20 protein-coding genes are annotated in these 22,807 nt (G+C 35.7%); 15 read left to right on the top strand and 5 right to left on the bottom strand.

Annotated features, from left to right (window positions below; genetic code table 11):
* Window positions 1-45 precede the first annotated feature (45 nt).
* Complete coding sequence (locus tag MP477_RS11045) at window positions 46-1,884, bottom strand: T9SS type A sorting domain-containing protein (protein ID WP_257190461.1); 1,839 nt, start codon at window positions 1,882-1,884, stop codon at window positions 46-48.
* A 418-nt stretch (window positions 1,885-2,302) separates the two neighbouring features.
* Between MP477_RS11045 and tsaE the strand changes: the two genes are divergently transcribed.
* From tsaE to MP477_RS10980, 13 genes are all read left to right on the top strand, one after another.
* Window positions 2,303-2,710: a tRNA (adenosine(37)-N6)-threonylcarbamoyltransferase complex ATPase subunit type 1 TsaE gene (tsaE, locus tag MP477_RS11040; RefSeq protein WP_230037675.1), complete on the top strand. Its 408-nt coding sequence runs from the start codon at window positions 2,303-2,305 to the stop codon at window positions 2,708-2,710.
* Between the two features lie 65 nt (window positions 2,711-2,775).
* Window positions 2,776-3,966 carry an alanine dehydrogenase gene (locus tag MP477_RS11035; RefSeq protein WP_230037677.1) on the top strand — a complete coding sequence of 397 codons (1,191 nt, stop codon included), beginning with the start codon at window positions 2,776-2,778 and terminating at the stop codon, window positions 3,964-3,966.
* The gene (locus tag MP477_RS11030; protein WP_257190459.1) at window positions 3,966-4,337 is read left to right on the top strand and encodes a hypothetical protein; all 372 of its coding nucleotides are present in this window, start codon (window positions 3,966-3,968) and stop codon (window positions 4,335-4,337) included. The genes MP477_RS11035 and MP477_RS11030 overlap by 1 nt, the downstream gene beginning before the upstream one ends.
* 20 nt (window positions 4,338-4,357) lie before the next feature.
* Complete coding sequence (locus MP477_RS11025) at window positions 4,358-5,131, top strand: sensor histidine kinase (RefSeq protein ID WP_230037681.1); 774 nt, start codon at window positions 4,358-4,360, stop codon at window positions 5,129-5,131.
* Entirely contained in the window at window positions 5,106-5,816 is a 711-nt protein-coding gene (locus MP477_RS11020; RefSeq protein ID WP_257190458.1) for a LytTR family DNA-binding domain-containing protein, read from the top strand. Before MP477_RS11025 ends, MP477_RS11020 begins: the two co-directional genes overlap by 26 nt.
* A 268-nt stretch (window positions 5,817-6,084) precedes the next feature.
* Window positions 6,085-8,373 (top strand): cation:proton antiporter, encoded by a 2,289-nt coding sequence (locus tag MP477_RS11015; RefSeq protein WP_257190457.1) that lies wholly within the window; start codon window positions 6,085-6,087, stop codon window positions 8,371-8,373.
* A gap of 373 nt (window positions 8,374-8,746) precedes the next feature.
* On the top strand, window positions 8,747-9,400 hold the full coding sequence (locus tag MP477_RS11010) for a hypothetical protein (RefSeq protein ID WP_257190456.1): 654 nt from the start codon (window positions 8,747-8,749) through the stop codon (window positions 9,398-9,400).
* A 7-nt stretch (window positions 9,401-9,407) separates the two neighbouring features.
* Window positions 9,408-9,629: a class I lanthipeptide gene (locus tag MP477_RS11005; protein ID WP_230037689.1), complete on the top strand. Its 222-nt coding sequence runs from the start codon at window positions 9,408-9,410 to the stop codon at window positions 9,627-9,629.
* Between the two features lie 41 nt (window positions 9,630-9,670).
* Complete coding sequence (locus MP477_RS11000) at window positions 9,671-12,706, top strand: lantibiotic dehydratase (RefSeq protein WP_257190455.1); 3,036 nt, start codon at window positions 9,671-9,673, stop codon at window positions 12,704-12,706.
* Window positions 12,681-13,808, top strand: a complete 1,128-nt coding sequence (locus tag MP477_RS10995) for a lanthionine synthetase LanC family protein (protein WP_230037693.1) — start codon at window positions 12,681-12,683, stop codon at window positions 13,806-13,808. Before MP477_RS11000 ends, MP477_RS10995 begins: the two co-directional genes overlap by 26 nt.
* Window positions 13,809-13,925: 117 nt before the next feature.
* Window positions 13,926-14,465, top strand: coding sequence for a hypothetical protein (locus MP477_RS10990; RefSeq protein WP_230037695.1), 540 nt, complete (start codon window positions 13,926-13,928; stop codon window positions 14,463-14,465).
* Between the two features lie 107 nt (window positions 14,466-14,572).
* Window positions 14,573-14,698, top strand: a complete 126-nt coding sequence (locus tag MP477_RS10985; protein WP_257190454.1) for a hypothetical protein — start codon at window positions 14,573-14,575, stop codon at window positions 14,696-14,698.
* A gap of 193 nt (window positions 14,699-14,891) precedes the next feature.
* The gene (locus MP477_RS10980; protein WP_257190453.1) at window positions 14,892-15,734 is read left to right on the top strand and encodes a prephenate dehydrogenase; all 843 of its coding nucleotides are present in this window, start codon (window positions 14,892-14,894) and stop codon (window positions 15,732-15,734) included.
* A 594-nt stretch (window positions 15,735-16,328) separates the two neighbouring features.
* Here the strand turns inward: MP477_RS10980 and MP477_RS10975 are convergent.
* Complete coding sequence (locus MP477_RS10975; RefSeq protein ID WP_257190452.1) at window positions 16,329-17,747, bottom strand: L-serine ammonia-lyase; 1,419 nt, start codon at window positions 17,745-17,747, stop codon at window positions 16,329-16,331.
* 191 nt (window positions 17,748-17,938) lie between these two features.
* Between MP477_RS10975 and MP477_RS10970 the strand changes: the two genes are divergently transcribed.
* Window positions 17,939-18,517 (top strand): Crp/Fnr family transcriptional regulator, encoded by a 579-nt coding sequence (locus tag MP477_RS10970; protein ID WP_257190451.1) that lies wholly within the window; start codon window positions 17,939-17,941, stop codon window positions 18,515-18,517.
* 59 nt (window positions 18,518-18,576) lie between these two features.
* Entirely contained in the window at window positions 18,577-19,200 is a 624-nt protein-coding gene (locus tag MP477_RS10965; RefSeq protein WP_257190450.1) for an FMN-dependent NADH-azoreductase, read from the top strand.
* 83 nt (window positions 19,201-19,283) lie between these two features.
* Here MP477_RS10965 and MP477_RS10960 read toward each other — a convergent pair whose 3' ends face one another.
* The 3 genes from MP477_RS10960 to MP477_RS10950 form a co-directional block, all read right to left on the bottom strand.
* Window positions 19,284-20,627 carry an ammonium transporter gene (locus MP477_RS10960; protein ID WP_257190449.1) on the bottom strand — a complete coding sequence of 448 codons (1,344 nt, stop codon included), beginning with the start codon at window positions 20,625-20,627 and terminating at the stop codon, window positions 19,284-19,286.
* 85 nt (window positions 20,628-20,712) lie between these two features.
* Window positions 20,713-21,378, bottom strand: coding sequence for an alpha/beta hydrolase (locus tag MP477_RS10955; RefSeq protein WP_257190448.1), 666 nt, complete (start codon window positions 21,376-21,378; stop codon window positions 20,713-20,715).
* Window positions 21,379-22,158: 780 nt separating this feature from the next.
* Window positions 22,159-22,788, bottom strand: a complete 630-nt coding sequence (locus MP477_RS10950; RefSeq protein WP_230037709.1) for a YceI family protein — start codon at window positions 22,786-22,788, stop codon at window positions 22,159-22,161.
* Window positions 22,789-22,807: the final 19 nt, after the last annotated feature.

The following is a 22,807-nucleotide window of genomic DNA, read 5'->3' as shown; positions in this document are numbered from 1 at the left end:
AAAAAAACCGGGAGCTTCCCGGTTTAAAAGTATTTGTAAACAAAATTATCTTTTTATGAATTTCATACTCTCTTTTATACTGCCATATTCTACATAAACAATATAAGTGCCTTTTTCCAGATCTTTAGCATGCTTACCAAAGTCTAAGCTATTTTCACCATTTACTTTTACAGTATATTGATTCAATAATTTAGAGGAATAATTATAAATCTTAACACTTACTTCTCCTGTAAGCGCACCATTACTTATTAGTTTTGTATTATCATTAACAGGGTTATCTCCAATATTAAATTGAGTACTCTTTTGAACATTTACGGCCTCAGATTGAGTAACATCTTTGTTATTTGAAACCACAAAACCATTTATAATATTTCTTCTGATGCCATTCCCCAGACTAGCAGCCAGTTTTATAGAATAGATCCCATTTTGTTCACGGCTTACATCTGCTACAAGTCTGTTGTTACGAAGTTCAAATTTCACATTCACTGCCTTTTCTTTCGGTCCGGTATTCTTTCCTTTTAAATCCGATATCCAATAGGTTTCATTTTGAAGTGAAACTTTTTGAAGCTCTTCAGAACTAAGGTTAGGGAAAGTTACCTCCAGATAAGTTTTCTCATTATCTTTTTTAATTCTATATTCCATCGGACTGTCAATTCCATCTTCAACCACAGCCACAAATTTAGAATTACTGCTTAATTTAAGTTCTTTATTTCTCAAATTGAAGCCTGATGATAATAACCGACTTTCAGCCCCCCCACTCTTATCCGGAATCGTATTATTTTTAATTTGACTCAACATCTTTCCTGTAGCAGGATCTAAAATATCTACAGAAGCATTGACATCTTTGGTAATAACTTCAAAACGGACATTATTGGCATTTTTGCCTAGCTGTAAGCTTTCCATATCATTACTTGAAATCAATTGATAATTGCTTATCACTTTAAATTCAGAACTTTCCGGCTGTGACATCTTATTCGCCAAGCCATTATTGACAATTTGTCCGTCCAAAACCGGTTTTATAGCGTTATCCCAAACATAAACACCTTCCATTATATCTATATGGTTAATATATCCTCGGGGGTCAGTGTCCGTCATCAATTGCTTGGAACCCGGTCTTGTGGAGCTGTAAAATGGAGTAACCCCATCATTTTTTCCTCCTCCTAATGCAGCAATCGCAGTTCCCGCCGGAATAATTGCAGGAGAAAGCAGTCCTGTTACTCTGGTATATCCCCAGGCTCCCAAACTATAATGTTTCTTAGGTTGATTAAGCGGGTGATTATCCATATAAGGTCTGAAATAAGTATCACAGTAGGAAGTAGTGGACAGTTGTGATCCCGTTCCCAACTGTAATGCACCGGTTATCCAGGCCCACATCGGATAATTCGCAAAATCTGCAATCTGAGTCCCTCTGTGAGGTGTTCCTAAAGTGATTACCTTGTCTACTTTATTTGTTTTTTGATATTCCAATAGAGCAACATCTGAAGCTTTTCCTCCATTACTGTGTGCAACAATAGTCATTATATTGGCTCCTAAATAAACACCTACCTGATCAATTGCTCTTGATAATATCTCTCCATTTTCCCAATCTCCCAAAAACCTGCTGGTTGCTACAAAAGCTGTTTTGTAACCGGCACTGTATGCTTCTTTATACATTGAATTTCCAATAAGCAGAGATTCGGTAGACATCACAAAACCATGGGTAAAAAGAATAGTTTTTCCATTATAATTGGGTGGTACGGTACCATACAAAATATTCTTTCCGGAAAGACTGTTAAGATAGTTTAACGATAGTGCATTAGGTTCCGGTAAAGTGGCATACGAAAGTTGCTGAGTAAAAAATTTACTCGAAAAAAAAACTAGAAGGAGTAACAAAATTTTTTTCATAAGGTTTAATTTTATAATTAGGTATTATTATATTAAATATCCAATCAAAATTAGACACACAGCAATAAAATGACAAATAAAAATCACATAAAATAAATTAAAAACAATAAAACATAAAAATAACTGGTTTATCAATAAAAATATACATCAACAATGATTTAACTTAGAATTACATTAATAAAAAACAATTGACTTACAAGACTTTCATTCATCAGGTATTGCAGAAACTTTTTTGTTATTCTGATATTCAATTCAGGTCAGCTTATTTTTAATAGTTATTTTACTGCGGATTATTATAATCAATTCCAACCTGTGAGTCATAATTATAAATCTATCAGAAGGGTTTTAAGGTTCAATCATCCGTCAAATTCAAAAATTATTAAGCATAAATTTTACTATTTTTGTAGCAAATTAGCATATGCAATTCACTATACATACAATCGAAGACTGGCAGGAAGTTGTGGATACTGTTTTTCCTGAATTAAAATATAACATTCTTTTACTGAAGGGAAATCTGGGAGCCGGAAAAACCACTTTCACACAGTTTTTGCTTAAAAATCTGGGCAGTGAGGATGAGGTCAACTCACCTACCTACTCTATTGTCAATGAATACAGTACTTCAAAAGGGAAGGTATACCACTTTGATCTGTATCGCTTAAAAAACGTTGAAGAAGTCTATGATATTGGTATTGAAGAATATCTGGATAACTCTTTTTTGTGCATCATTGAATGGCCGGAAGTCTATGAAGAAGAGCTTTACGGGCTCAAGTACCACACAATGAGCATCCTGAATACAGGTGAGCACAGAGAAGTTTCATTCGATTAAATATTATGTATCTTTGCTTCTTAAATCAGTATTAAAATAATAATCTGTAAGACATAATTTAAAGGATGAGTACAAATATTTTTACTCCTTTCACAGAAGAAGAATTGATGCCGAAAGAGGAAAAATTGGAGGTTATAAAAAAGGGGAAACAATTCAGTATTGGAATTCCTAAAGAAACCTGTTTAAATGAAAGGAGAACTTGCATTACTCCGGACGCTGTACAGGTGCTGGTAGAACACGGCCATGAGATTATCATAGAATCAGGAGCCGGACAAGGATCATTTTTTACCGATTTACAGTATTCTGAATCTGGAGCAAAGATCACTAATGATCCCAAAGAAGCCTTCGGACAGGATCTTATTTTAAAGATTAACCCTCCTACCGAAGATGAAATTGATTTTATGAAACCGAATACCTATTTGGTGTCAGCACTTCAGATCAATCTTAGGGATAAAGAATATTTCTTAAAGCTTGCCGAGAAAAAAATAAATGCCATTGCCTTTGAATTTATTGTTGATGAATACAAACAACTATCTCTTGTAAGGCTCATTGGTGAGATTGCAGGATCTGTTTCTATTTTATATGCTTCAGAATTATTAGCCCTGTCCAATGGGTTAATGCTTGGAGGAATTACAGGTGTAAGACCTGCTGAAGTAGTAGTTCTTGGAGCCGGAATTGTAGGTGAATTTGCTACAAAAGCCGCAATAGGCTTAGGAGCCAGTGTAAAAGTTTTTGACAACTCACTATCCAAATTAAGAAGACTTCATACTATCGTTGACAGCCGCGTTCCTACATCTATCATCGATCCTAAAGAACTCAGCAAAAGCTTAAGACGTGCTGATGTAGTCATCGGAGCTCTTCCAAGATTAAATATGACGCCCATCGTTACTGAGGATATGGTCATGAAGATGAAAAAAGGCAGTGTCATCATTGATATTACTATAGATAACGGCAAGGTTATCGAAACATCGGAGCTTACCACTATGGAAGATCCATATATCATCAAACATGGTGTTATTCATTGTGGGTTACCCAACCTTACGTCGAGAATGCCCAGAACTACCACAAAAGCAATTTCGAATTTCTTCCTTTCCTATATCCTAAATTATGATGAAGAAGGTGGTTTTGAAAATATGCTGATCCGCAAAAATGAAATGAAGCAGAGTTTATATATGTATAAGGGAAGACATACCAAAAAGATCATCTGTGACCGTTTCGGACTTACGTACCACGATATCAATCTTTTAATTTTCTAATGAAAAAATTTAAATTTTATTTAATAGGCTTCATTCCGGGGCTGATTCTTGTATTCTTTATTTTAAATAAAAAGGGAGCCAGCTGTAGTGGTTATCTGCCCAACAGCCGTGTCATCGCAGAAACCCTATCCAAAGAATTCAAATATTCTGAAGAGGTTAAGAATGTAATGATCACCAACAAGATTGATGAAAAATTTATCAAAGACAGTATCATTACCCACGGAAAGGTAGATTTTGACCGAAGCAATGCACAGCAAAAGCCATGTCCCGCTTACATTATTACCTATCCTGAAAAGAATCCTAAGTATGAGATTGGCTTTGAAAAATGTGAAGAAACAATGACGGTAAACAGTCTGAAAAAACTTAAATAGTTTACAACCAATACAATTTTATGGAGGGCAATTACTACATGATTCATGATTATCTGATATTCATCGGAGTTTTTGCCATTTTCTTTTTTTTAACCACCAGTATTTACCTCTTCAGTCAGCATCAAAAACTGAAACAGAGAAATACCAAGTTATCAGAAAGCAATAAAATCATTGAACAGCGATTGAATGAAGTTCGTCTTGAACATATTGGTACCAAGCTGAATCCCCATCTTTTTAAAAACATTCTTAATTCCGTTCAGTCACATGCTTACCAGACGTATATGTCTCTGGATAAACTGGCCAATGTTCTGGATTATATTTTATACGAAAGCAATAATAAGTTTGTAAGTCCAAAAGAAGAGCTCGACTTTGCCTTAAGCCTTATTGAGATCAACAAGATTAAAATAAATCCCCTTTTCGACTTCAGGATTAAATCCAGGATCAATAAAACCGATTCTGTATATGAGGAAAAAGTATTTGCCCCGCTTATTTCCGTTGACCTTATAGAAAATGCCTTCAAGCATACCGATTTCCTGGCCCAGGATTCCTTTATTTCCATTTATCTGGAACTTGAAAACGGGATGTTTACGATGAAAGTAAGCAATAAAGCGTCTTTAAAAAACAGCCTTACCAAGGAAAAAAGCGGTTTTGGAAGCCAGTCTTTGGATCAAAGGCTTAAAATGATTTACAGCACCTACTACCAACTGGAAAGAAGTTCAAAAAATGGTATCTTCACAGCAGAACTAAAAATCAATTTAGGAGAATTCTATGATAAAATGCGTTATTCTGGATGACGAGCTGCTAGCGATCAGCTACCTGAAACTTCTATGTGAACAAATTGAAAATGTAGAGGTGGTAAAAGCATTCAACGACCCTAAAATTTTCCTGAACGAAATTGACCATATCGACTGTAATCTATGTATTCTGGATATCGAAATGCCCGGAATGACAGGTCTTCAGGTTGCAGAACTCATCTCAGAGTCAAAAAAAATTATTTTTACAACAGCCTATAAAGAATATGCTGCTGAAGCTTTTGATCTTAATGTAGTGGATTATGTGAGAAAGCCTATCAAAAAAGAACGTCTGATCCAGGCCTTCGAAAAAGCTAAGGAACTGGTGGAAACGCCTCTTAAAAAAAACTTTATCGAATGGAATACCAACATTGGAAAAACAGTCATCTTTACCGAACAGATTGCTTATATCAAAACATCGGAAATAGACAGCCGGGATAAGGATATCACCCTCAATGACGGAACCACGATTGTTTTGAAAAACCTGAACTTTAAAAACCTGCTGGAAATGCTTCCTGCAAAAGATTTTGCACAGGTTAATAAAAAAGAAATTATCGCTCTGGCCTCTATCAAGGTATTTTCAACCAATGAAATTATCAGTACCATCTCTACAGAAGATCATACTTTTCTGAAACTTCAGATTGGTGAAGCCTATAAAAGCTCATTAATGGAACTCTTTGGAAAATAAACTTTCCAGATCTTTACGGTTTCATTACAGAATACCAACCCTTTATTACAGCGCCTTATTTTTAGTCTGCAATCCATGTACTTTTGCTGCAGATTAATGGATGTTGTAATGAAAAATACAGGTGCTCTCATATCCGGCTTTTAATTGATATTGGATATTCTTTCAAGTAGATTTTATTACATTTTTTAGAACATTCATTACATTTTAAAAATAAGGGTATTTCAATATAGGTATATTCTTATCAACTTTACATCAAAATTTAGGAATCATGAATCTGGGGAAATATAAAAATATTATTTTTTACATCAGTACAATTGCATTTTTTTCGTGCCTTATGTATTGGTTTTTTGCAGAAGGAAAAACACTGGAGATTGGAGAAAATATTACTCCCGTTAAATCTACAGGTTCTACCATGTGGGAAAACTTCACAGATTCATTTCTCACCAACCTCCACCATCCTTTAGCTCTTCTTCTTGCCCAGATTGTGACCATTATTCTGGTGGCAAAACTTTTTGGGTGGGTTTGTATAAAACTGAAACAGCCCTCTGTAATTGGAGAGATGATAGCCGGTATTGTCCTGGGACCCTCACTTTTCGGTTTATATTTCCCGGAACTTTCAGCGTTTATTTTCCCAAAAGAATCGCTCCCTAACTTACAGTTTTTAAGCCAGATCGGGTTGATTCTCTTTATGTATATTGTAGGAATGGAGCTTGACCTTAGTGTTCTCAGAAAAAAAGCACACGATGCCGTAGTGATCAGCCATGCCAGTATTATTATCCCTTTTGCATTGGGAATTGGTCTTTCTTATTTCATTTATAAAGAATTTGCACCGGATGGCATTCAGTTCAGCTCATTCGCTTTGTTCATCGCTATTGCCATGAGTATTACAGCATTTCCTGTACTGGCCAGAATTGTTCAGGAACGGAATCTCCATAAAACCAAAATAGGAACCGTTGTCATCACCTGTGCCGCAGCAGACGATATTACAGCATGGTGTATCTTAGCAGCAGTGATCGCCATTGTAAAAGCAGGATCTTTTTCAGGGTCCGTATTTGTTATTTTAATGGCTATTCTGTACGTTTTCATTATGATAAAGGCGGTAAGACCGTTCCTCACCAAGATTGCCGAATCGCAGAAAGGAAAAGGGTTTATCAGTAAAGGGCTGGTGGCTATATTTTTCCTGGTATTAATCATCTCATCTTATGCAACAGAGGTTATCGGAATTCATGCATTGTTCGGGGCATTTATGGCTGGTGCTATTATGCCTGAAAATATAAAATTCAGAAACCTTTTTATAGAAAAAGTAGAAGATGTGGCATTGGTTCTTTTACTTCCTCTTTTCTTTGTATTTACCGGGTTAAGAACCCAGATCGGTTTGCTGAATGACGTTCATCTCTGGAAAATTGGCGGGCTCATCATACTAACCGCTGTTACAGGAAAATTCGTGGGAAGTGCACTGACGGCAAAATTTTTAAAAATGAGCTGGAAAGACAGTCTCACAATAGGAGCGCTGATGAATACCAGAGGGCTAACGGAGCTTATTGTTCTCAATATCGGTTATGATTTGGGCGTTTTAGGTCCGGAATTGTTTGCTTTATTGGTGATCATGGCATTATTTACCACTTTTATGACTGGTCCGTGCCTGGATTTCATCAATTATGTTTTTAAAGGAAAAAAATCCATGGTAGAAGATGATGAGCAGGAACAGAATGATGCAAAATACAGAGTTCTTTTATCTTTCGAAACAGCAAAAGCAGGAAGTAAGCTATTGAGGCTTGCAGATAATTTCACCCGTAAAATGAATGGCAACAAAAGCGTTACCGCCATGACTATTGCTCCTGTTGACGAACTTCATGCTTTTGATATCGAAAACTTCGAAAAAGAACAGTTTAAAAATGTCATTGAAACTTCCCAGGAGCTTCAGCTTGAAGTCACTACCCTCTTCAAAGCCTCTACAGATGTTGAAAGTGACCTGACCAACATAACCAATAAAGGAAATTATGACCTTCTTCTTATCATGTTTGGAAAATCTATGTACGAAGGAAGTTTATTAGGCAGATTATTAGGGTTTACAACAAAAATCATCAATCCGGAAAAATTATTAAATACCGTAAAAGGAAAAGGCAATATTTTCAATACGTCTCCTTTTGATGATCTGACCCTTCAGGTGCTAGACAAAGCTACTATTCCTGTAGGAGTTCTGGTTGATAAAGAATTCACGGCAGCTGATAAGATATTTGTACCGATATTCAACCTTAGTGATTTTCACCTGCTTGAATATGCTAAAAGGCTGATCAATAATAACAATTCACAGATTATTATCCTGGATGCTGCAGGACAGATCCGGAACAATATTGAAGTAAAAGAGCTCATCAGAAGTATTGAGCAGGTAGCCCCCAACCATATCACTCTCTATAATGAAAAAAAGATTGAGAAGGAATTCCTGAACTCACAGGACCTCATGCTTATCAGCAGTAAAAGCTGGAAGAGCCTGATTGACACCAAAAGTTTATGGCTGTCTGATATCCCTTCTACCTTAATTATTTCAAACCCTTAAACAGTCTGGCTGCCGGATATTTTTCTCCAGCAATACTACAATTTTATTGATCATCCAGGTTAACAATAAGTTCAATAAAGGCCATATAATCGGCAGTATTCGTCCAATAAATACTGCCGATTTCTCTTTTTTTGGGTGAATTTTTCAGGTAACTCTGCAAAAAGAGGCTAAAGATACCCTGCTTAGTGAAATAAAACAAGTAATTATTAAAAGTAGAGTTATTACAAAACAAACCTCTATATCAGAAGCTTTAAGAGCCATCTTATTTTCATTAATTTTTACAAGTCAATTAAAAAACATTATTTTTTTCATACAATATGCATTTCTGTTTCAAAATTTTAGCATATATTTAAAAAAACTTCTAATAACCATAGTGACTACTACAATTAAAAAGACTTTTGCGAGTAAGCATTGGGACTATTTTATTCTGATCTGTAGAGTGCTGCTTGCGTGGCAGTTCTTATCTTTCGGATATGCTAAATTTTTCGATGACGGACAATTTGGTATTTCCGGTGAGGAATTGAATAAACCCATTAAAGATCTCAGTCTTTTTAAAGTAATGTGGTATTTATTCGACCACAATCCATTTAAGATCATCATCGGAATTTGCCAGACGTTATGTGGAGCTCTGCTTCTCTATAATAAGACAGTAATTGTAGGAGCTCTTCTTTTTTTACCTATTGCCTTCAATATTTTAATCATGGATATCACCTTTATGGAGCCCTCTATGGTTAATGGGTTTGCATCAAGACTGAGCTATTATATATTCCTTGATATCCTAATTCTCTATCATTATAAAGACAGAATGCTTATTGTTTTTAAAGCCATTACCGGCAATATAAGCAACAGGTTCAGCCATTCTTACGGAATGTACCTTATTTCACCAGTTCTGGCTGTTCTCTTAAGTTTACTTCCTCTAGTACCTGTAGTTCTGTTTTATCTGGTATTAGAGCCGGATCAGATGCTGCATGCACTGGGCAATACCTGGCATGGAGTCACCAAATTAGCAAAACATTTTTTAAAATAAAATTACCATGAAAAAATCAGACAAAAAACTAACAATTTCAAAAAAGAACGTACAGAATTTAAGCAAAAACAGCTTATTTGAAGTAAAAGGAGGTAAAGCCATTGGTGCTGGTGACGATTTAGGATTGTTTACTGCAGGATGTTCAGACGGATGTATGTCTAACTTTATGCACACTCACCTGTTAAACTGTTCAAAAGCAAACTGTACAGCAGATTGCGGTAACTGCTAATTAACATTTGATCTCTTTTGTCATCTTCAACGTAAAATAATATGTCTTCAAAGCAATATACTCCATTTCATTACACCATATTGAGAACTCCGGTTCTTTCACCTGATGATCTAGACAAGTTTTATTCTTCATCGGATGTTATTGAAAATATTTCCTGTAATGATGCTATCATGGATGCTATTAAACTGTCGTCATTAAACTTTTACCATGAGATGACAAAAGAGTTTTCTAAAAAGAATCCTGAACAAAAGGAAAAATTAGAAATATCATTATACAAATATCTTTCTCGATATACGACACGCCCTACACCTTTTGGGCTGTTTTCAGGACTGGGTGCTCTTAAAGCCTCATCGGAAACAGCTGATAAAAAGATTTACTGGAATACATCCTATCCCAGACTCAGGCTAGATTCAGACTACGTATACAAAGCAGTGCACTCACTGGAAACACACGAATCCTACCTTACCAATAATACCTTGTATGAAATCTTTGATGAGTACAAGTATTTGCAGTGCTACACAGGAATCATTGGCAGAGACTACCGATTGGTAACCATAGAAAGTAATGAATACATTGGTTCCGTTATCGAGTTCTGCAGATCAGAAAAAACTTCTGAAGAAATTATCAATTATATTAAAGAAGAAAACGAAGTTACTCAAAGTGAAGCTGAGGATTTCTTCAATGAACTAAAGGATGAACAGATCATCAATTCATCTTTATCTTACTCAGGAACCGAAACCGGAAACCTGATCAACAAAATATATAAAAATGTAGATATACCAGGCTTTAATGAGCTAAAAGAGTATATAGACAAGTCTAATCAAGGAAATAATATCCCTGAAATCCTGTCACTTCCTGATCAGAAAAAGGTACCTCTTCATGTAGACCTTTATTTTGAAACTTCAAATACAATGAGCAAAAAGTTCATTGAAGACATTCAGAAAAGTGATGCGATTTTCGAAAGATTCAGCATATTAGAAAACCAGACTCCTTACAGGATCACTCATTTCAAAAAACAATTCAGCAAAAAATATGACCAGCAGGAAGTCAGTTTACTCTATGCACTCGATATTGAGTTCGGAGTCGGCTATGGAAAATTTGTCAACTCAGAGAATATAGACAGCAGTACTCTCATTTTAGGCTGGCCCAATGAATCCATCAAGGAGGATCATCTTAGTCTCAACAAGAAAGAAGTTCAGTACTCTCATGCGATTATTGACTGTATTAAAAATAAAAAAAATACTATTGATCTCCATGTATTAAGTAAAAACCAGGAAATTTTTCTTCCCGAAAAAGTGAATCAGTCTTTCCCATTTAAATCCTATAAAGCATCTATTTTTCTCGATAAAGAAACTAATAATCCCGTTTATTTTATTGATTATATCTCGTTCCATTCTCCACGAAAAATATTGGGACGGTTTTCAGATCATAAAGAGATAAGTAATTTATTAGATGATATTCATGATCAGGAAAAAAAGATCTATGGTAAAGACACCGTCATTGCCGAAATTGTACATCTTCCTTCGGAAAAAATAGGAAATGTCATTGAAAGAAAAATTAATACTGAATATTACATAGGATACATTGATGAAAGCAGCAACAGAAAGAAAATTCATCTGAATGATCTGTATATTTCTATTGTAAATGACCAGATTGTGTTACGCTCTAAAGCATTAAATAAGTACGTAATTCCGGTTTTTTCCAATGCCTACAATATCATGCATCCCACTAACAGTCCGATTTTTGAGTTTCTGCTGGATTTTCAGGCCCAGCAAAATCACAGTCTCCTGATCAATGAAGACAGGCTGCTGGATATTTTTAAATTTTTTCCAAGATTGCAAAAAGAAAATTTCATTGTCAAAAAAGCTTCATGGCTTATTGAATATCATGACTTTTTCACAAATAAAAATACAAGTGTTACAGAAGCCCTTACAGCATTTGATGAAAACCTTACAAAGCTTAATATCAGGGAAAATTTCTTCATTTCACAGGGTGACAATGAACTGTATATCCATTTGAAGTTTGAAATTTCAAAGAAAACCTTTTTAACAGAACTGAAAAAGAAACAAAAATTAAAAATAATAGAGTCCTTAATTGACGAATTTACTCCGGTAACCTATAATCAGGATGGAAATACCATCAATAATGAGTTTCTGCTGTTTTTCAAAAACGAAGGCCGGGAACTGAAAGAAGAGCACCCGATTCCCGCTGTGAAAACCTCTGATATTCCCAGGTCCTTGTTTCCGGATATTGATAACTGCATTTATCTGAAAATTTATACAGGTAAAGTATTTGCAGACTTTTTCATATGCGAAACGGTAGGAATTTTAAACTTTTTACAGGCTAATACACTTATAGATAAGTTTTTCTATATTAAATTTTATGATCCCGAGTTTCATATAAGACTAAGAATTTTTGCACCCAAAAGCAATCATGAAGAGATAAAATCCCATATCAATGCGCTTATAAAGAAATACCTTACCGGGAAAATACAAAAGATATCTTATGATACCTATGACAGGGAATTAGAGCGCTACGAAGGAAATAACACCAAAATATTTGAAAAGATATTTTATTATGATTCTCTTGTTTCCGCGGCAATCATTGAGAAAAATATTGAAGAAAACAATACTGATATTCTATGGATGTACCCTATCAAACACATGCTTTTCTATTTTAAATTATTCAATCTCAATACGGAAGCCCAATTAAACTTTGTAAGTGGAGTAAAAAGCAGCCTGGCTAAGGAGTTTAATATGTCACCCTTGAAAACCTCTTTTATCAATGCAAAATTTAAAGGTTTCTCCGGAGAAATTGAGAATATTATATCTGAAAAAAATGGTATATTATCAGCGATTCACACTCAATTTTCCAAGGATATCCAGGGAGATTTACCCGCTTTACTTGATCAAAACTCCTATAAGAACCTGGCCAATATTATCCATATGCATATTATCAGGGTGGTACGAAGTGATAACAGGCTTCACGAATATTTAATGTACTGCTTCCTTGAAAAAATTTTAAAAAAACAATTCTTCAGCTTACAAACAAATGCCAATACTTCAACACCTCTGTAAAAACATCTTAGACTACGAGCATAGCCACGTTGGATTAATGAATGGAGCCTGCTCAGAGTTATTATTTATTCACCATTATTTTAATGCTTATCCTGAGCTCTATAATAAAACGGTAGAAAAAAAAATTGACCGGTATAAAGATTTAATCTTCGACCATATAGAAAATGAAAGAATTGATCTTTCCTATGCGGCAGGGTTATCCGGTATTTTATCTTCTGCCTCCTATTTACAGGAATCTCAATGGTGTTCTCTTGATTTTCTGGACATTGAAGATATTGGAGAGATAATGGTAGAAGAAGCTATTGCTCAGTTTCAGAATCATAATTTTGATTTCTTTTATGGTGGAATCGGTATGGTGATGCCTTTCATGAACAAACAGATGGATATCCGAAAACTGGATCCTGGCTTACTGCACACATTAAAAAAAACCATCATTAAAACGAAGACAGATTTATTCTGGCAAAACCCAAAAGATAAGGCAGAAAACATTTCCAATTTTGGAGTTTCTCATGGCTTTCTTCCCAATCTTCTAGTACTGGCCTATATCGCAGATTCGGATTCTGATATTTCTTTTATCAGACAAACCGTATCAGAATTTATGGCCTATGCTTCGATGGAAGATACAGTATCCGTATTCCCTTCAGTAATCGAAACCAATAAAGAAAAGTCAAAATATGCTTCCCGACTGGCCTGGTGCTACGGTGACCTGGGGATATCCTGTGTTCTCTATAAAATTGGCGAGCTCATTCAGGATAAATCTTTACAGGATCAGGCATTACAAATACTGTTAAAAACCACTGTCAGAAAACATGATGATTCCAGTAAAGTAACCGATGCTTCACTTTGTCATGGGAGTGCAGGAATTTCTTCGATATACGATTCATTTTATAACCGCACTCAAAACCCGGCGTTCAGACAGGCCGGAGAATATTGGCATGGGATCACTCATTCTTATTATACTCCTGAAAATAAGGAATGCTGCTTTTTATATAAAGCGGCGGATGAATATGTCTATAACCCGGGATTACTGGAAGGGTTAGCGGGGATAGGGCTGTCTCTTTTGGATAAAAAAGACTGGTCCGGCATCTTATTGATTGAATAAATACACAATAAAATCAAAAATTTGATATTTTTTTCTTAAATAAAAGGAAAAATACATATTTTTATATCCGAAAGTAACAATATTTAACAAATATCAACCATTTAAATACGATACGCAATGTGCCGATATGCCATGACGGTTTACAAAGGTCATTATGCCTGTTTTAACTGTCAGAAAACATTCAAACGCCGCATTTTACACGATGTGGATAGGGATTCTCAGGTTTCAGTAGAAGCCAAATGTCCTGAGTGCGGAAAACTGATGGCCAATATGGGGTTGGATTTTGAATCACCCTCAAAAAATGATCATAAAAGATGGGCGCATATCCGGGATCTGTATACAGTAGGCATCACTTTTCATTCCTGCGGATGTTCCGGTCCGGGATATATTCCTCAGGATCGAAAGGCTATTATCACTTATCTTGAAAAAATCCGCGCAGAATATATGCACTCGCTGGTGTATTGGAGATACCGCATAGAACCGGAAACCAAAAGAGAACGTGAACTGGAATACCAGAAAAACGGGTCTCAGCTATGGACGGTGAACCGGGATGCTTTTAAGAAAACAGTGACTAATCAGGAAGGAATAAATTATTGGATCAATAAAATCAAAGAAGTTGAAGAGCGTCTTGCCCTTATCCAAAATTCAAACAACTGATGGCACTAAAATCCGCCATAGAACCCGATTTAAAAACAGCAGAAACCGATACCCCTGAATTCTCAAATAATTCTGGATTAGTACAGCCCATGTAAATCTTTCCGGTGATGAAGACCTCACAGCCTATCGCCAGCTGGAATCTGAACTACAACAAATCACTCAGAAAAACATCTCACAGCACAGCATGGAATGGTAGAGGAACAATCATCTATATACTCACTAACAGCAAATAACACATTATCTCTATATAATTTCAATCAGAAATTTCATAAGTTTAAAAAAATTTTATACCTTCGCTTTGTGAATTTTAACAACGGAACATATTATTATAGAATTTTTAACTCAGATCTGGGATAGGGATTCTTATGAACATAATTTAAAACCTCGTCCTGGACGGGGTTTTTTTATTTAAAACCAATTTAAAAGATGAAAATAAGTATTATAGGAGCTGGATTAATCGGAGGATCGATAGCATTAAAATTAAAGGAAAAAGGCATCGCCAGCTTTATCTACGGAATTGATAACAATAAACAGCATATTGATGAAGCATTAGAACTGAACATCATTGATGCAGGAGCTGATCTGGAGCAGGGCGTTAAAAACGCAGAGCTGATTATCCTTGCTATTCCTGTGGATTCAGCCCGAAAATTATTGCCGGAGGTTCTGAATCTTATATCAGATCATCAAACCGTAATGGATGCCGGTTCTACAAAAGCAGGAATTGTCAATGCCGTAAAAAATCATCCAAAACGCTCAAGATTTGTGGCTTTCCACCCGATGTGGGGTACTGAAAATAGCGGTCCTAAATCTGCTATTGCCGAAAGTTTCTCAGGAAAAGCGGGGGTTATCTGCAATAAAGAAGAATCTGCAGAAGATGCTTTAACCCTGGTAGAAAAAGTAGTCGATGCACTTGATATGCACATGATCTACATGGATGCAGAAGATCATGATATTCATACTGCCTATATTTCCCATATCTCCCATATTACCTCTTACGCCCTTGCCAATACCGTATTGGAAAAAGAGCGCGAAGAAGAGACTATCTTCCAACTGGCCAGTTCGGGTTTCTCAAGCACGGTACGTCTGGCTAAATCGCATCCCGAAATGTGGGTTCCCATCTTCAGACAGAACAAAGAAAATGTACTGGATGTATTGAACGAACATATTACCCAGCTCAGAAAATTCAAATCCGCATTGGAAAAAGAAAATTATGAATACCTTGAAGAACTGATTACCAATGCCAACAGAATCAGAGGTATATTAAGATAATAATACTTAACCCAGCTTTTTTCCTAAAACTTAGTGTTATTTTAAAATAATAGTTACAATCTTGCCATTCCATAGGAATATTCCAACTGGGATTATAAAAATTGAGATTGGATTCCTGCGGAATGACAAACAGGATGCTGAATAGCACTTTAAAGTAATGTTGTACATCAGGTTATGTCCACTCCATCAAAAATTCTTTGAATTTTCGCCACCCCTCCGAAGGGGAATATCACGTTTTCCCTTGTAATATTTATCGGATATCTATGAAAATCATAGATTTTTATAGACTTAAGTACTTCTTATACGTAAAGCTTGTAACTAAAAATAAGTATTGGTCTTAATATCATTCCATAGTCACCTAAACGGACATCATAAAAATTGAGGTGGATTCGCAATGATAAATTACATGGATAGTTTTTAACCTTCTTACAAACAATTAGGAATTTTCAATTGAAAACAACAACTTCAGGGTGAAAAAACATATATGTTCAATAAAAAATAGTGTTTGACCCCTATTAAGTTCCACTACTGCATAAAAAAATCCTTAGATGTTATGTCTAAGGATTTTTTCGTATTTTTAATTTGTATTCTGTATTAGCATTCAGGAACATTCACTGCAATTGCCAACCCACCTTCTGAGGTTTCCTTAAAACGGTCACTCATAGACTGGGCAGTCTCCCACATGGTCTGAATGACCTCATCCAGGGTTACTTTTGCCTTTGTCGGATCACTTTCCAATGCGATATTAGCGGCTGTAATCGCTTTCATAGCTCCCATTGTATTTCTTTCAATACATGGAATCTGTACAAGTCCTTTAATAGGATCACAGGTTAATCCAAGGTGGTGTTCCATCGCTATTTCAGCAGCCATTAATACCTGCCCTACACTTCCTCCAAGAATTTCCGTAAGCCCCGCAGCAGCCATCGCTGATGATACCCCAATTTCGGCCTGACATCCTCCCATTGCTGCAGAAATGGTTGCATTTTTCTTGAATAATGTTCCTATTTCTCCGGCTACAAGCAGGAATCTTACAATATCATCCTCGCTTGTAAATGGTGTAAACGCCTGTGCATACATTAACACTGCGGGAATCACTCCACTCGCTCCGTTGGTAGGTGCTGTAATGATTCTTCCAAAGCTCGCATTTTCTTCATTTACCGCCAGTGCAAAACAAGCAATCCATTTATTGATATTGGTGAAATTTTCTTCGGCATCAACAACCTGCTGAAACCATTCATCTTTATTTTTATAAATTTCGTCACCTAGTAGTTTTCTATTGATTCCCGCTGCTCTTCGGGAAACATTCAACCCACCGGGAAGAATTCCTTCTTTATTCACTCCTTTGTAGATACATTCTTTAATCTGGCTCCAGATATATAAAGCTTCCTGTCTTGTTTCTTCCTGTGGCCTCCAGCTTTCTTCATTGATTAAAATTAAATCTGAAATTTTGTTGAACCCCAGCTTCTGGCAGTATTTTGCAATATCTGCAGCTTTATGACAAGGATACAATGTACGTACGCATTGTTTTTCTATCGAGTTTTTTTCCTGGCTGGCAATAAAACCTCCGCCTACAGAATAGAAATCCTGAACAAGCTCGGTTCCATCTTCAAAAACAGCCCTAAAGATCATTCCATTCGGGTGAAAATCAAGTGATTTCTGCATATTTAAAACCAAATGATACCCGTAAACAAAGGGAATTTCTTTTTCACCACCAAGATTAATAGTCTGGTTTTTCTTTATTCTTTCTATCTTTTCATCAATTTTTGAAGTATTGATGGTCTTAAAATCTTCACCGTTCAATCCAAGCATTCCGGCGATATCCGTTCCGTGTCCAATTCCGGTTTTGGCCAAAGAGCCAAAGAATTCAAGAAAAACTTCTTTTACCTCCGCGATGGATCTTTCCCTTTTTATAATTCTGATAAATGCAGCCGCTGCATTCCAAGGTCCCATCGTATGTGAACTGGATGGACCTATTCCTACTTTAATAATCTCAAAAACCGATATTGATTCCATAAATGGCTCTTCATTTTGCTTATACAAAGATACATGATAAATCTAATAAACAGCATAGCAGAACCTGGTATTAATAACTATTCATACCCATTAGAAATAAGATTTCACAATTATATTTTTTAAATTAGCAATGAACAATAATTCTTTCTGTAACCTTATTAAATTCACCCTGTATATTTTCATCATTCTAAATGGAAACACTAATTAAAAATATTTCGCAACATATCAAATTGAGTCCGGAGGAAATTTCGGTTTTCAAAAACTTCTGGACAGAAAAAACATTGGAAAAAGGTGAATTTCTTTTAAGAAATGGAGATACATGCCGCTATGACAATTATGTTGTATCCGGTACTTTAAAAGCCTTCTGTATTAATCCTGAAAATGGCAATGAAGAAATTCTTTTTTTAGCAATTGATAATTGGTGGGCAACAGATACCTACAGCTTTTCCAGACAAAAAGCCTCTATTTATAATATACAGGCGATAGAGAAAACAAAGCTGCTACAGATCAGCCATAGCTCTTTTCAAAAACTGTTAGAGCAGATCCCTTCACTGGAAAGATATTTTAGAATTATTTTAGAGGGGTACCTCGGAACTCTGGAGAAAAGAATTGTATTTAATAATATGTATAAGGCTGAACAGAAATATCTTTACTTCCTGGAGTCCTATCCTGATATAGCCGCCAAAGTTCCGCAGTATTTAATAGCTTCTTATTTAGGAGTCTCAGCAGAGTTTATCAGCAGAATTAGAAAAAAAAATAAATCCTCTTGAACTAGATCAATTTTTCCGGACTTAATAATCAAGAATTTTGAGGTATAGAATTTACCATTATGAAAGTATTGATTATTAACGCCAGTGTAAGAGACAAAAGATCTTACAGCCGAAGACTAACCGACCTGTTTGTTGAAAACTGGAAAACCAAACACCCCCATGCTGTATTTACTTACAGAGAAACCGGAATTGGCCATATCCCCAATATTAATGAATCCTGGATTGCAGGAGCATTTAAAAAGCCTTCAGACAGAACAGAGGAAAGCCAAAAAGAATTACAACTGAGTGATGAGCTTATAAAGGAGCTCAAAGAAAATGACATCTATGTGATTGGCACTCCCATGTACAACTGGTCTATTCCATCCGGTTTAAAAGCCTATATAGATCAGGTAATGCGAATCAATGAAACCTGGAAGTTCAGGTCAGGTTCTCCAGACGGTGATTATGTAGGGCTGCTGGAAAATAAAAAAGTATTTATACTCTCAAGCAGGGGAGACACGGGCTATGGAGAAAATGAAAAGAATGGCCATATGAATTTCCAGACCACCTATTTAAAACATATTTTAGGAATAATGGGAATAAAAGATGTCACCGTTTTCTCGTTAGATAATGAAGAATTTGGTGGTGAAATATTTGAGGAATCAAAAAAAATAATCTTTAAGGCTATTGCCTCCATTGCATAAAATCTTAAAGCAATATTTTGAAATTTCAGCTTAAAACAGGGTATTTCGGAAGCCTCCGTGTTATACCCTGATTATTTCTGTTACTAATTGAGACTTTCATCATGCTGGGAAAGATCAAGCCCCATATTTTCAGACTCTTCAGAAACCCGTAGCGTAATAATGGAATCTGTAATTTTATATAAAAGCAATGATCCGAAAAATGTAAATGCAGAAACCAAAACCAAAGCCGCCATATGATGAAGAAATACACTTACTCCACCATGAAGAAGACTTGCATTTTCACCATGAGCGAAAACAGCTGTTAAAACCATTCCCATAATTCCTCCTACCCCATGGCAGGCAAAAACATCCAATGTATCATCTACCTTTTTCAAAGCTTTCCAGTTGACCATCACATTAGAAACGATGGCTGAAATAAATCCTATAAAAAGACTTTCCTGAATACTGACAAAACCACATCCGGGAGTAATTGCCACCAATCCTACTACTGCTCCAATACAAGCTCCCAATGCGGAAATACTTCGCCCATTGATTCTATCAAAAAATATCCAGGTCATCATGGCAGAGGCAGAAGCAATGGTAGTTGTTCCAAAGGCTGTAGCTGCAGAGGCAGAAGCACTCAATGCCGATCCTGCATTAAATCCGAACCAACCAAACCACAGCATTCCCGTTCCCAAAAGGACATAGGGAATATTGGACGGCTCATGGTGCGGATTTTTTCTCCGTCCCAAAACTAAAGCTCCTGCAAGGGCAGCAAATCCGGCACTCATATGTACTACCGTACCTCCGGCAAAGTCTTTCACTCCAAAATATTTGTTCAGAAGCCCGTCAGGATGCCATACCATGTGACAGAGTGGCGTATAGATAAAAATACAGAAAAGGACTATAAATAAAAGGTAAGAAATAAAACGAACCCTTTCAGCAAAAGATCCTGTAATGATAGCAGGAGTAATAACAGCGAACTTCATCTGAAACAGTGCAAAAAGCACAAAAGGAATGGTAGAAGCCATCATTTTGTGTGGTAAGGCTCCCACTCCGTTAAAAAACATATAGCTTAAAGGATTTCCAATAATCCCGTAATGCTTTCCATTCATACTGAATCCTAAAGATTCACCAAAAGATAAAGAAAATCCTACCACCACCCATAAAATAGAAATAACCCCCAACGCAATAAAACTCTGCAGCATCGTGGAGATCACGTTTTTCTTTCCCACCATTCCGCCATAAAAAAAAGAAAGGCCGGGAGTCATCAACAGTACCAGCCCAGCAGCAGCGAGAATCCAGGCAACATCTGCCCCTACAATTTTATCTTCACTCAGAAATGCCCCGGTATCTGAAACATCGGCAGCAGGATTCCAAAACAATCCTCCGAATGCAACAATAGCAATTACCGAAAATGAAACAATCCATTTTAATCCTAATTTCATAAAATTTATATTTAACCCCATCAAATTTAAATATAAATTTAATAAAAACATATTTTAAATTACAATACCCCCATAAAAAAAGTATTTATGAAATAACATTGATCATTTTTTCAGAAAACACCTTAGCCAGTATTTTCGAAACTTCTTTATGTTTGGTAACCGGAAAAAGATGTGAACCGCCTTTAATCACATAATCCGGTTTTGAATACCGTATTGGGAAAACAATATCTTTATCTCCTAATATCTGAATAACATTAGGATTTTCTTCAAACTTCCATTCGGAAACTTTTTCTACAGACCATTTTAAATAATAAGGATCCCGCACTTTGAAATATTCCAGGATTTTAGGATTTCTGGGATCAAAAAGCTTTCTTACCACAGAATACACCTGAGCTGCTCTATTATTAAACAACCCTACGGGAAGGATTCTTGGGATCTTGGTTACCTCACCGGTCTTTATGAACTTGGATTTCTCTTTATCTGATTTTATACTTCCCAGGATCACTACTTTTTCAGCCGGCTTCAGCTGATTAATCTCCTGTACAATAATTCCTCCAAAAGAATAGCCTAACAAACAGAACGGTTCCGAATCATCCACCTTCTCAGCCATTCTTTTTACATAGTCATCAAAAGGTTCATTACTTTCAGGAATAAGCCAATCTATAAAGACCGGTTCATAGTTTGGAGGGAACTCCAATCTTTCAAGTACCTTAAAGTCTGCTCCAAGACCGCTTACAACATAAATTTTCATAGGACTAATTTATAAAAAAACAGGAAAATAAATGGCAGATTAATAAGGAAAAGCTAAAGATATTGCTGTTGAATTTAAACTGCAAAAGCTTTAAACATTCAAGCTGTTATAAGACTTAAGTTTTATGTAAAAAGGAAACATATTTTTTTTAATCTTCTATTTCACAAGTATTACAATTGAAGAAGGAAGTTAAAACGATCTATACAGTTTGTCACTCCGTAGGAATCTAAACAGTGTTATTAAAAAAGAGTAGATTAGAAGTGTAGGTTGGAATAAACGCAAAGACGCAAGAAGATTGAATAACTAAGCGTTTTTAAGGCGCAAGGATTTTATCTGCGATAAAATTGTTCCAGAGGTATTTGAATATTTTCAGCTTCCTTTTGCTGTTGCATTGTAGGATGTGTTTTCTATAAGGGAGAGTACAGAATTTTTTGACTAGCGCTCTCTTTGTCATTCCTTAGGAATCTAAGCACAGATTTATTTTTCCAGGCTTGGATTCCTAAGGAATGACAAATTTTGTGTTACAATTTCAAAAAAATTTTAAAATAATACTCCAGTTTTTTAGTGATGAGCTCATTGCGTAAGAAGTATACCATAGTTTTTAGAGATCTAATATATTTATGAATATTAAAATTAGAGAGCAAAATATCCTCTTCTCCAACACATATCCATTCAACAGATTTGACAGAATGTTCTCAACACTAACTGTACAATATATTCCATAAAAAAAGAGCAATCCATCAACTGAACTGCTCTTTTTTATCAATATTATATTTAATCTTATTTCTTTTTCTTTACCGGAATTCTGTTTTCGTTATCCAACTGTTCTGTAGAAACTCTGAACTGGATATCCATTTCATTCTTGATGAAATAGTCTTTCAGTGAAGACTGGTAGAATACCTTAAAGTCTCTTCTGTTTAATGAAAACTTAGCAGACTCAATGACTACGGTAAACTGGGTAACATATACATTTGCAGGAAAAGTGATGGTTTTTCTCACTCCTTTAATGGTAACATCTCCATACACTGTAGAATTGTATTCGCTGTTGGCTAATGGAATAATCTTAGTCAAATGGAATTTAGCTACCGGAAATTTTTTCACTTCAAAGAAGTTTGAACTTTTAAGGTCATCTGTAAGCTTGATCTGGTCCTCATCGGAAACATCTCCGGCCATCATACTTCTCATATCTATTACAAATTCTCCGTCTACCAAAACAGTATGGTCAAAGTTAAATTTCCCGCTTTTCAGTTTCACTGTTCCTGAATGGGAAGAGGCTTCAGTTTTTACAACCTTATATCCCCACCATCTGATCTCTGATGAAGTCACTTTTGAAACTTTATCAAATTTCTTTTGGGCAGAAACAAATGATATGCCTACACACACCATAGCAAACAATAGTAATCTTTTCATTCTTTTTTATTTACAATTC

The sequence above is a fragment of the Chryseobacterium sp. WG23 genome (genome assembly GCF_024586575.1).
GTDB lineage: Bacteria > Bacteroidota > Bacteroidia > Flavobacteriales > Weeksellaceae > Chryseobacterium.
This window is presented reverse-complemented; position numbering and strand designations above follow the sequence as displayed.

What these genes read in the sequence shown, in the direction of transcription:
- MP477_RS10985 (WP_257190454.1), top strand. Translation starts at nt 14,573, where the DNA reads ATGAAGACCTCACAGCCTATCGCCAGCTGGAATCTGAACTACAACAAA.
- MP477_RS10965 (WP_257190450.1), top strand. Translation starts at nt 18,577, where the DNA reads ATGAAAGTATTGATTATTAACGCCAGTGTAAGAGACAAAAGATCTTAC.
- MP477_RS11035 (WP_230037677.1), top strand. Translation starts at nt 2,776, where the DNA reads ATGAGTACAAATATTTTTACTCCTTTCACAGAAGAAGAATTGATGCCG.
- MP477_RS11020 (WP_257190458.1), top strand. Translation starts at nt 5,106, where the DNA reads ATGATAAAATGCGTTATTCTGGATGACGAGCTGCTAGCGATCAGCTAC.
- MP477_RS10950 (WP_230037709.1), bottom strand. Translation starts at nt 22,788, where the DNA reads ATGAAAAGATTACTATTGTTTGCTATGGTGTGTGTAGGCATATCATTT.
- MP477_RS10960 (WP_257190449.1), bottom strand. Translation starts at nt 20,627, where the DNA reads ATGAAATTAGGATTAAAATGGATTGTTTCATTTTCGGTAATTGCTATT.
- MP477_RS11005 (WP_230037689.1), top strand. Translation starts at nt 9,408, where the DNA reads ATGAAAAAATCAGACAAAAAACTAACAATTTCAAAAAAGAACGTACAG.
- MP477_RS10980 (WP_257190453.1), top strand. Translation starts at nt 14,892, where the DNA reads ATGAAAATAAGTATTATAGGAGCTGGATTAATCGGAGGATCGATAGCA.
- MP477_RS11045 (WP_257190461.1), bottom strand. Translation starts at nt 1,884, where the DNA reads ATGAAAAAAATTTTGTTACTCCTTCTAGTTTTTTTTTCGAGTAAATTT.
- MP477_RS11015 (WP_257190457.1), top strand. Translation starts at nt 6,085, where the DNA reads ATGAATCTGGGGAAATATAAAAATATTATTTTTTACATCAGTACAATT.
- MP477_RS11025 (WP_230037681.1), top strand. Translation starts at nt 4,358, where the DNA reads ATGGAGGGCAATTACTACATGATTCATGATTATCTGATATTCATCGGA.
- MP477_RS10970 (WP_257190451.1), top strand. Translation starts at nt 17,939, where the DNA reads ATGGAAACACTAATTAAAAATATTTCGCAACATATCAAATTGAGTCCG.
- MP477_RS10995 (WP_230037693.1), top strand. Translation starts at nt 12,681, where the DNA reads ATGCCAATACTTCAACACCTCTGTAAAAACATCTTAGACTACGAGCAT.
- MP477_RS11000 (WP_257190455.1), top strand. Translation starts at nt 9,671, where the DNA reads ATGTCTTCAAAGCAATATACTCCATTTCATTACACCATATTGAGAACT.
- MP477_RS11030 (WP_257190459.1), top strand. Translation starts at nt 3,966, where the DNA reads ATGAAAAAATTTAAATTTTATTTAATAGGCTTCATTCCGGGGCTGATT.
- MP477_RS10955 (WP_257190448.1), bottom strand. Translation starts at nt 21,378, where the DNA reads ATGAAAATTTATGTTGTAAGCGGTCTTGGAGCAGACTTTAAGGTACTT.
- MP477_RS10990 (WP_230037695.1), top strand. Translation starts at nt 13,926, where the DNA reads ATGTGCCGATATGCCATGACGGTTTACAAAGGTCATTATGCCTGTTTT.
- MP477_RS10975 (WP_257190452.1), bottom strand. Translation starts at nt 17,747, where the DNA reads ATGGAATCAATATCGGTTTTTGAGATTATTAAAGTAGGAATAGGTCCA.
- tsaE (WP_230037675.1), top strand. Translation starts at nt 2,303, where the DNA reads ATGCAATTCACTATACATACAATCGAAGACTGGCAGGAAGTTGTGGAT.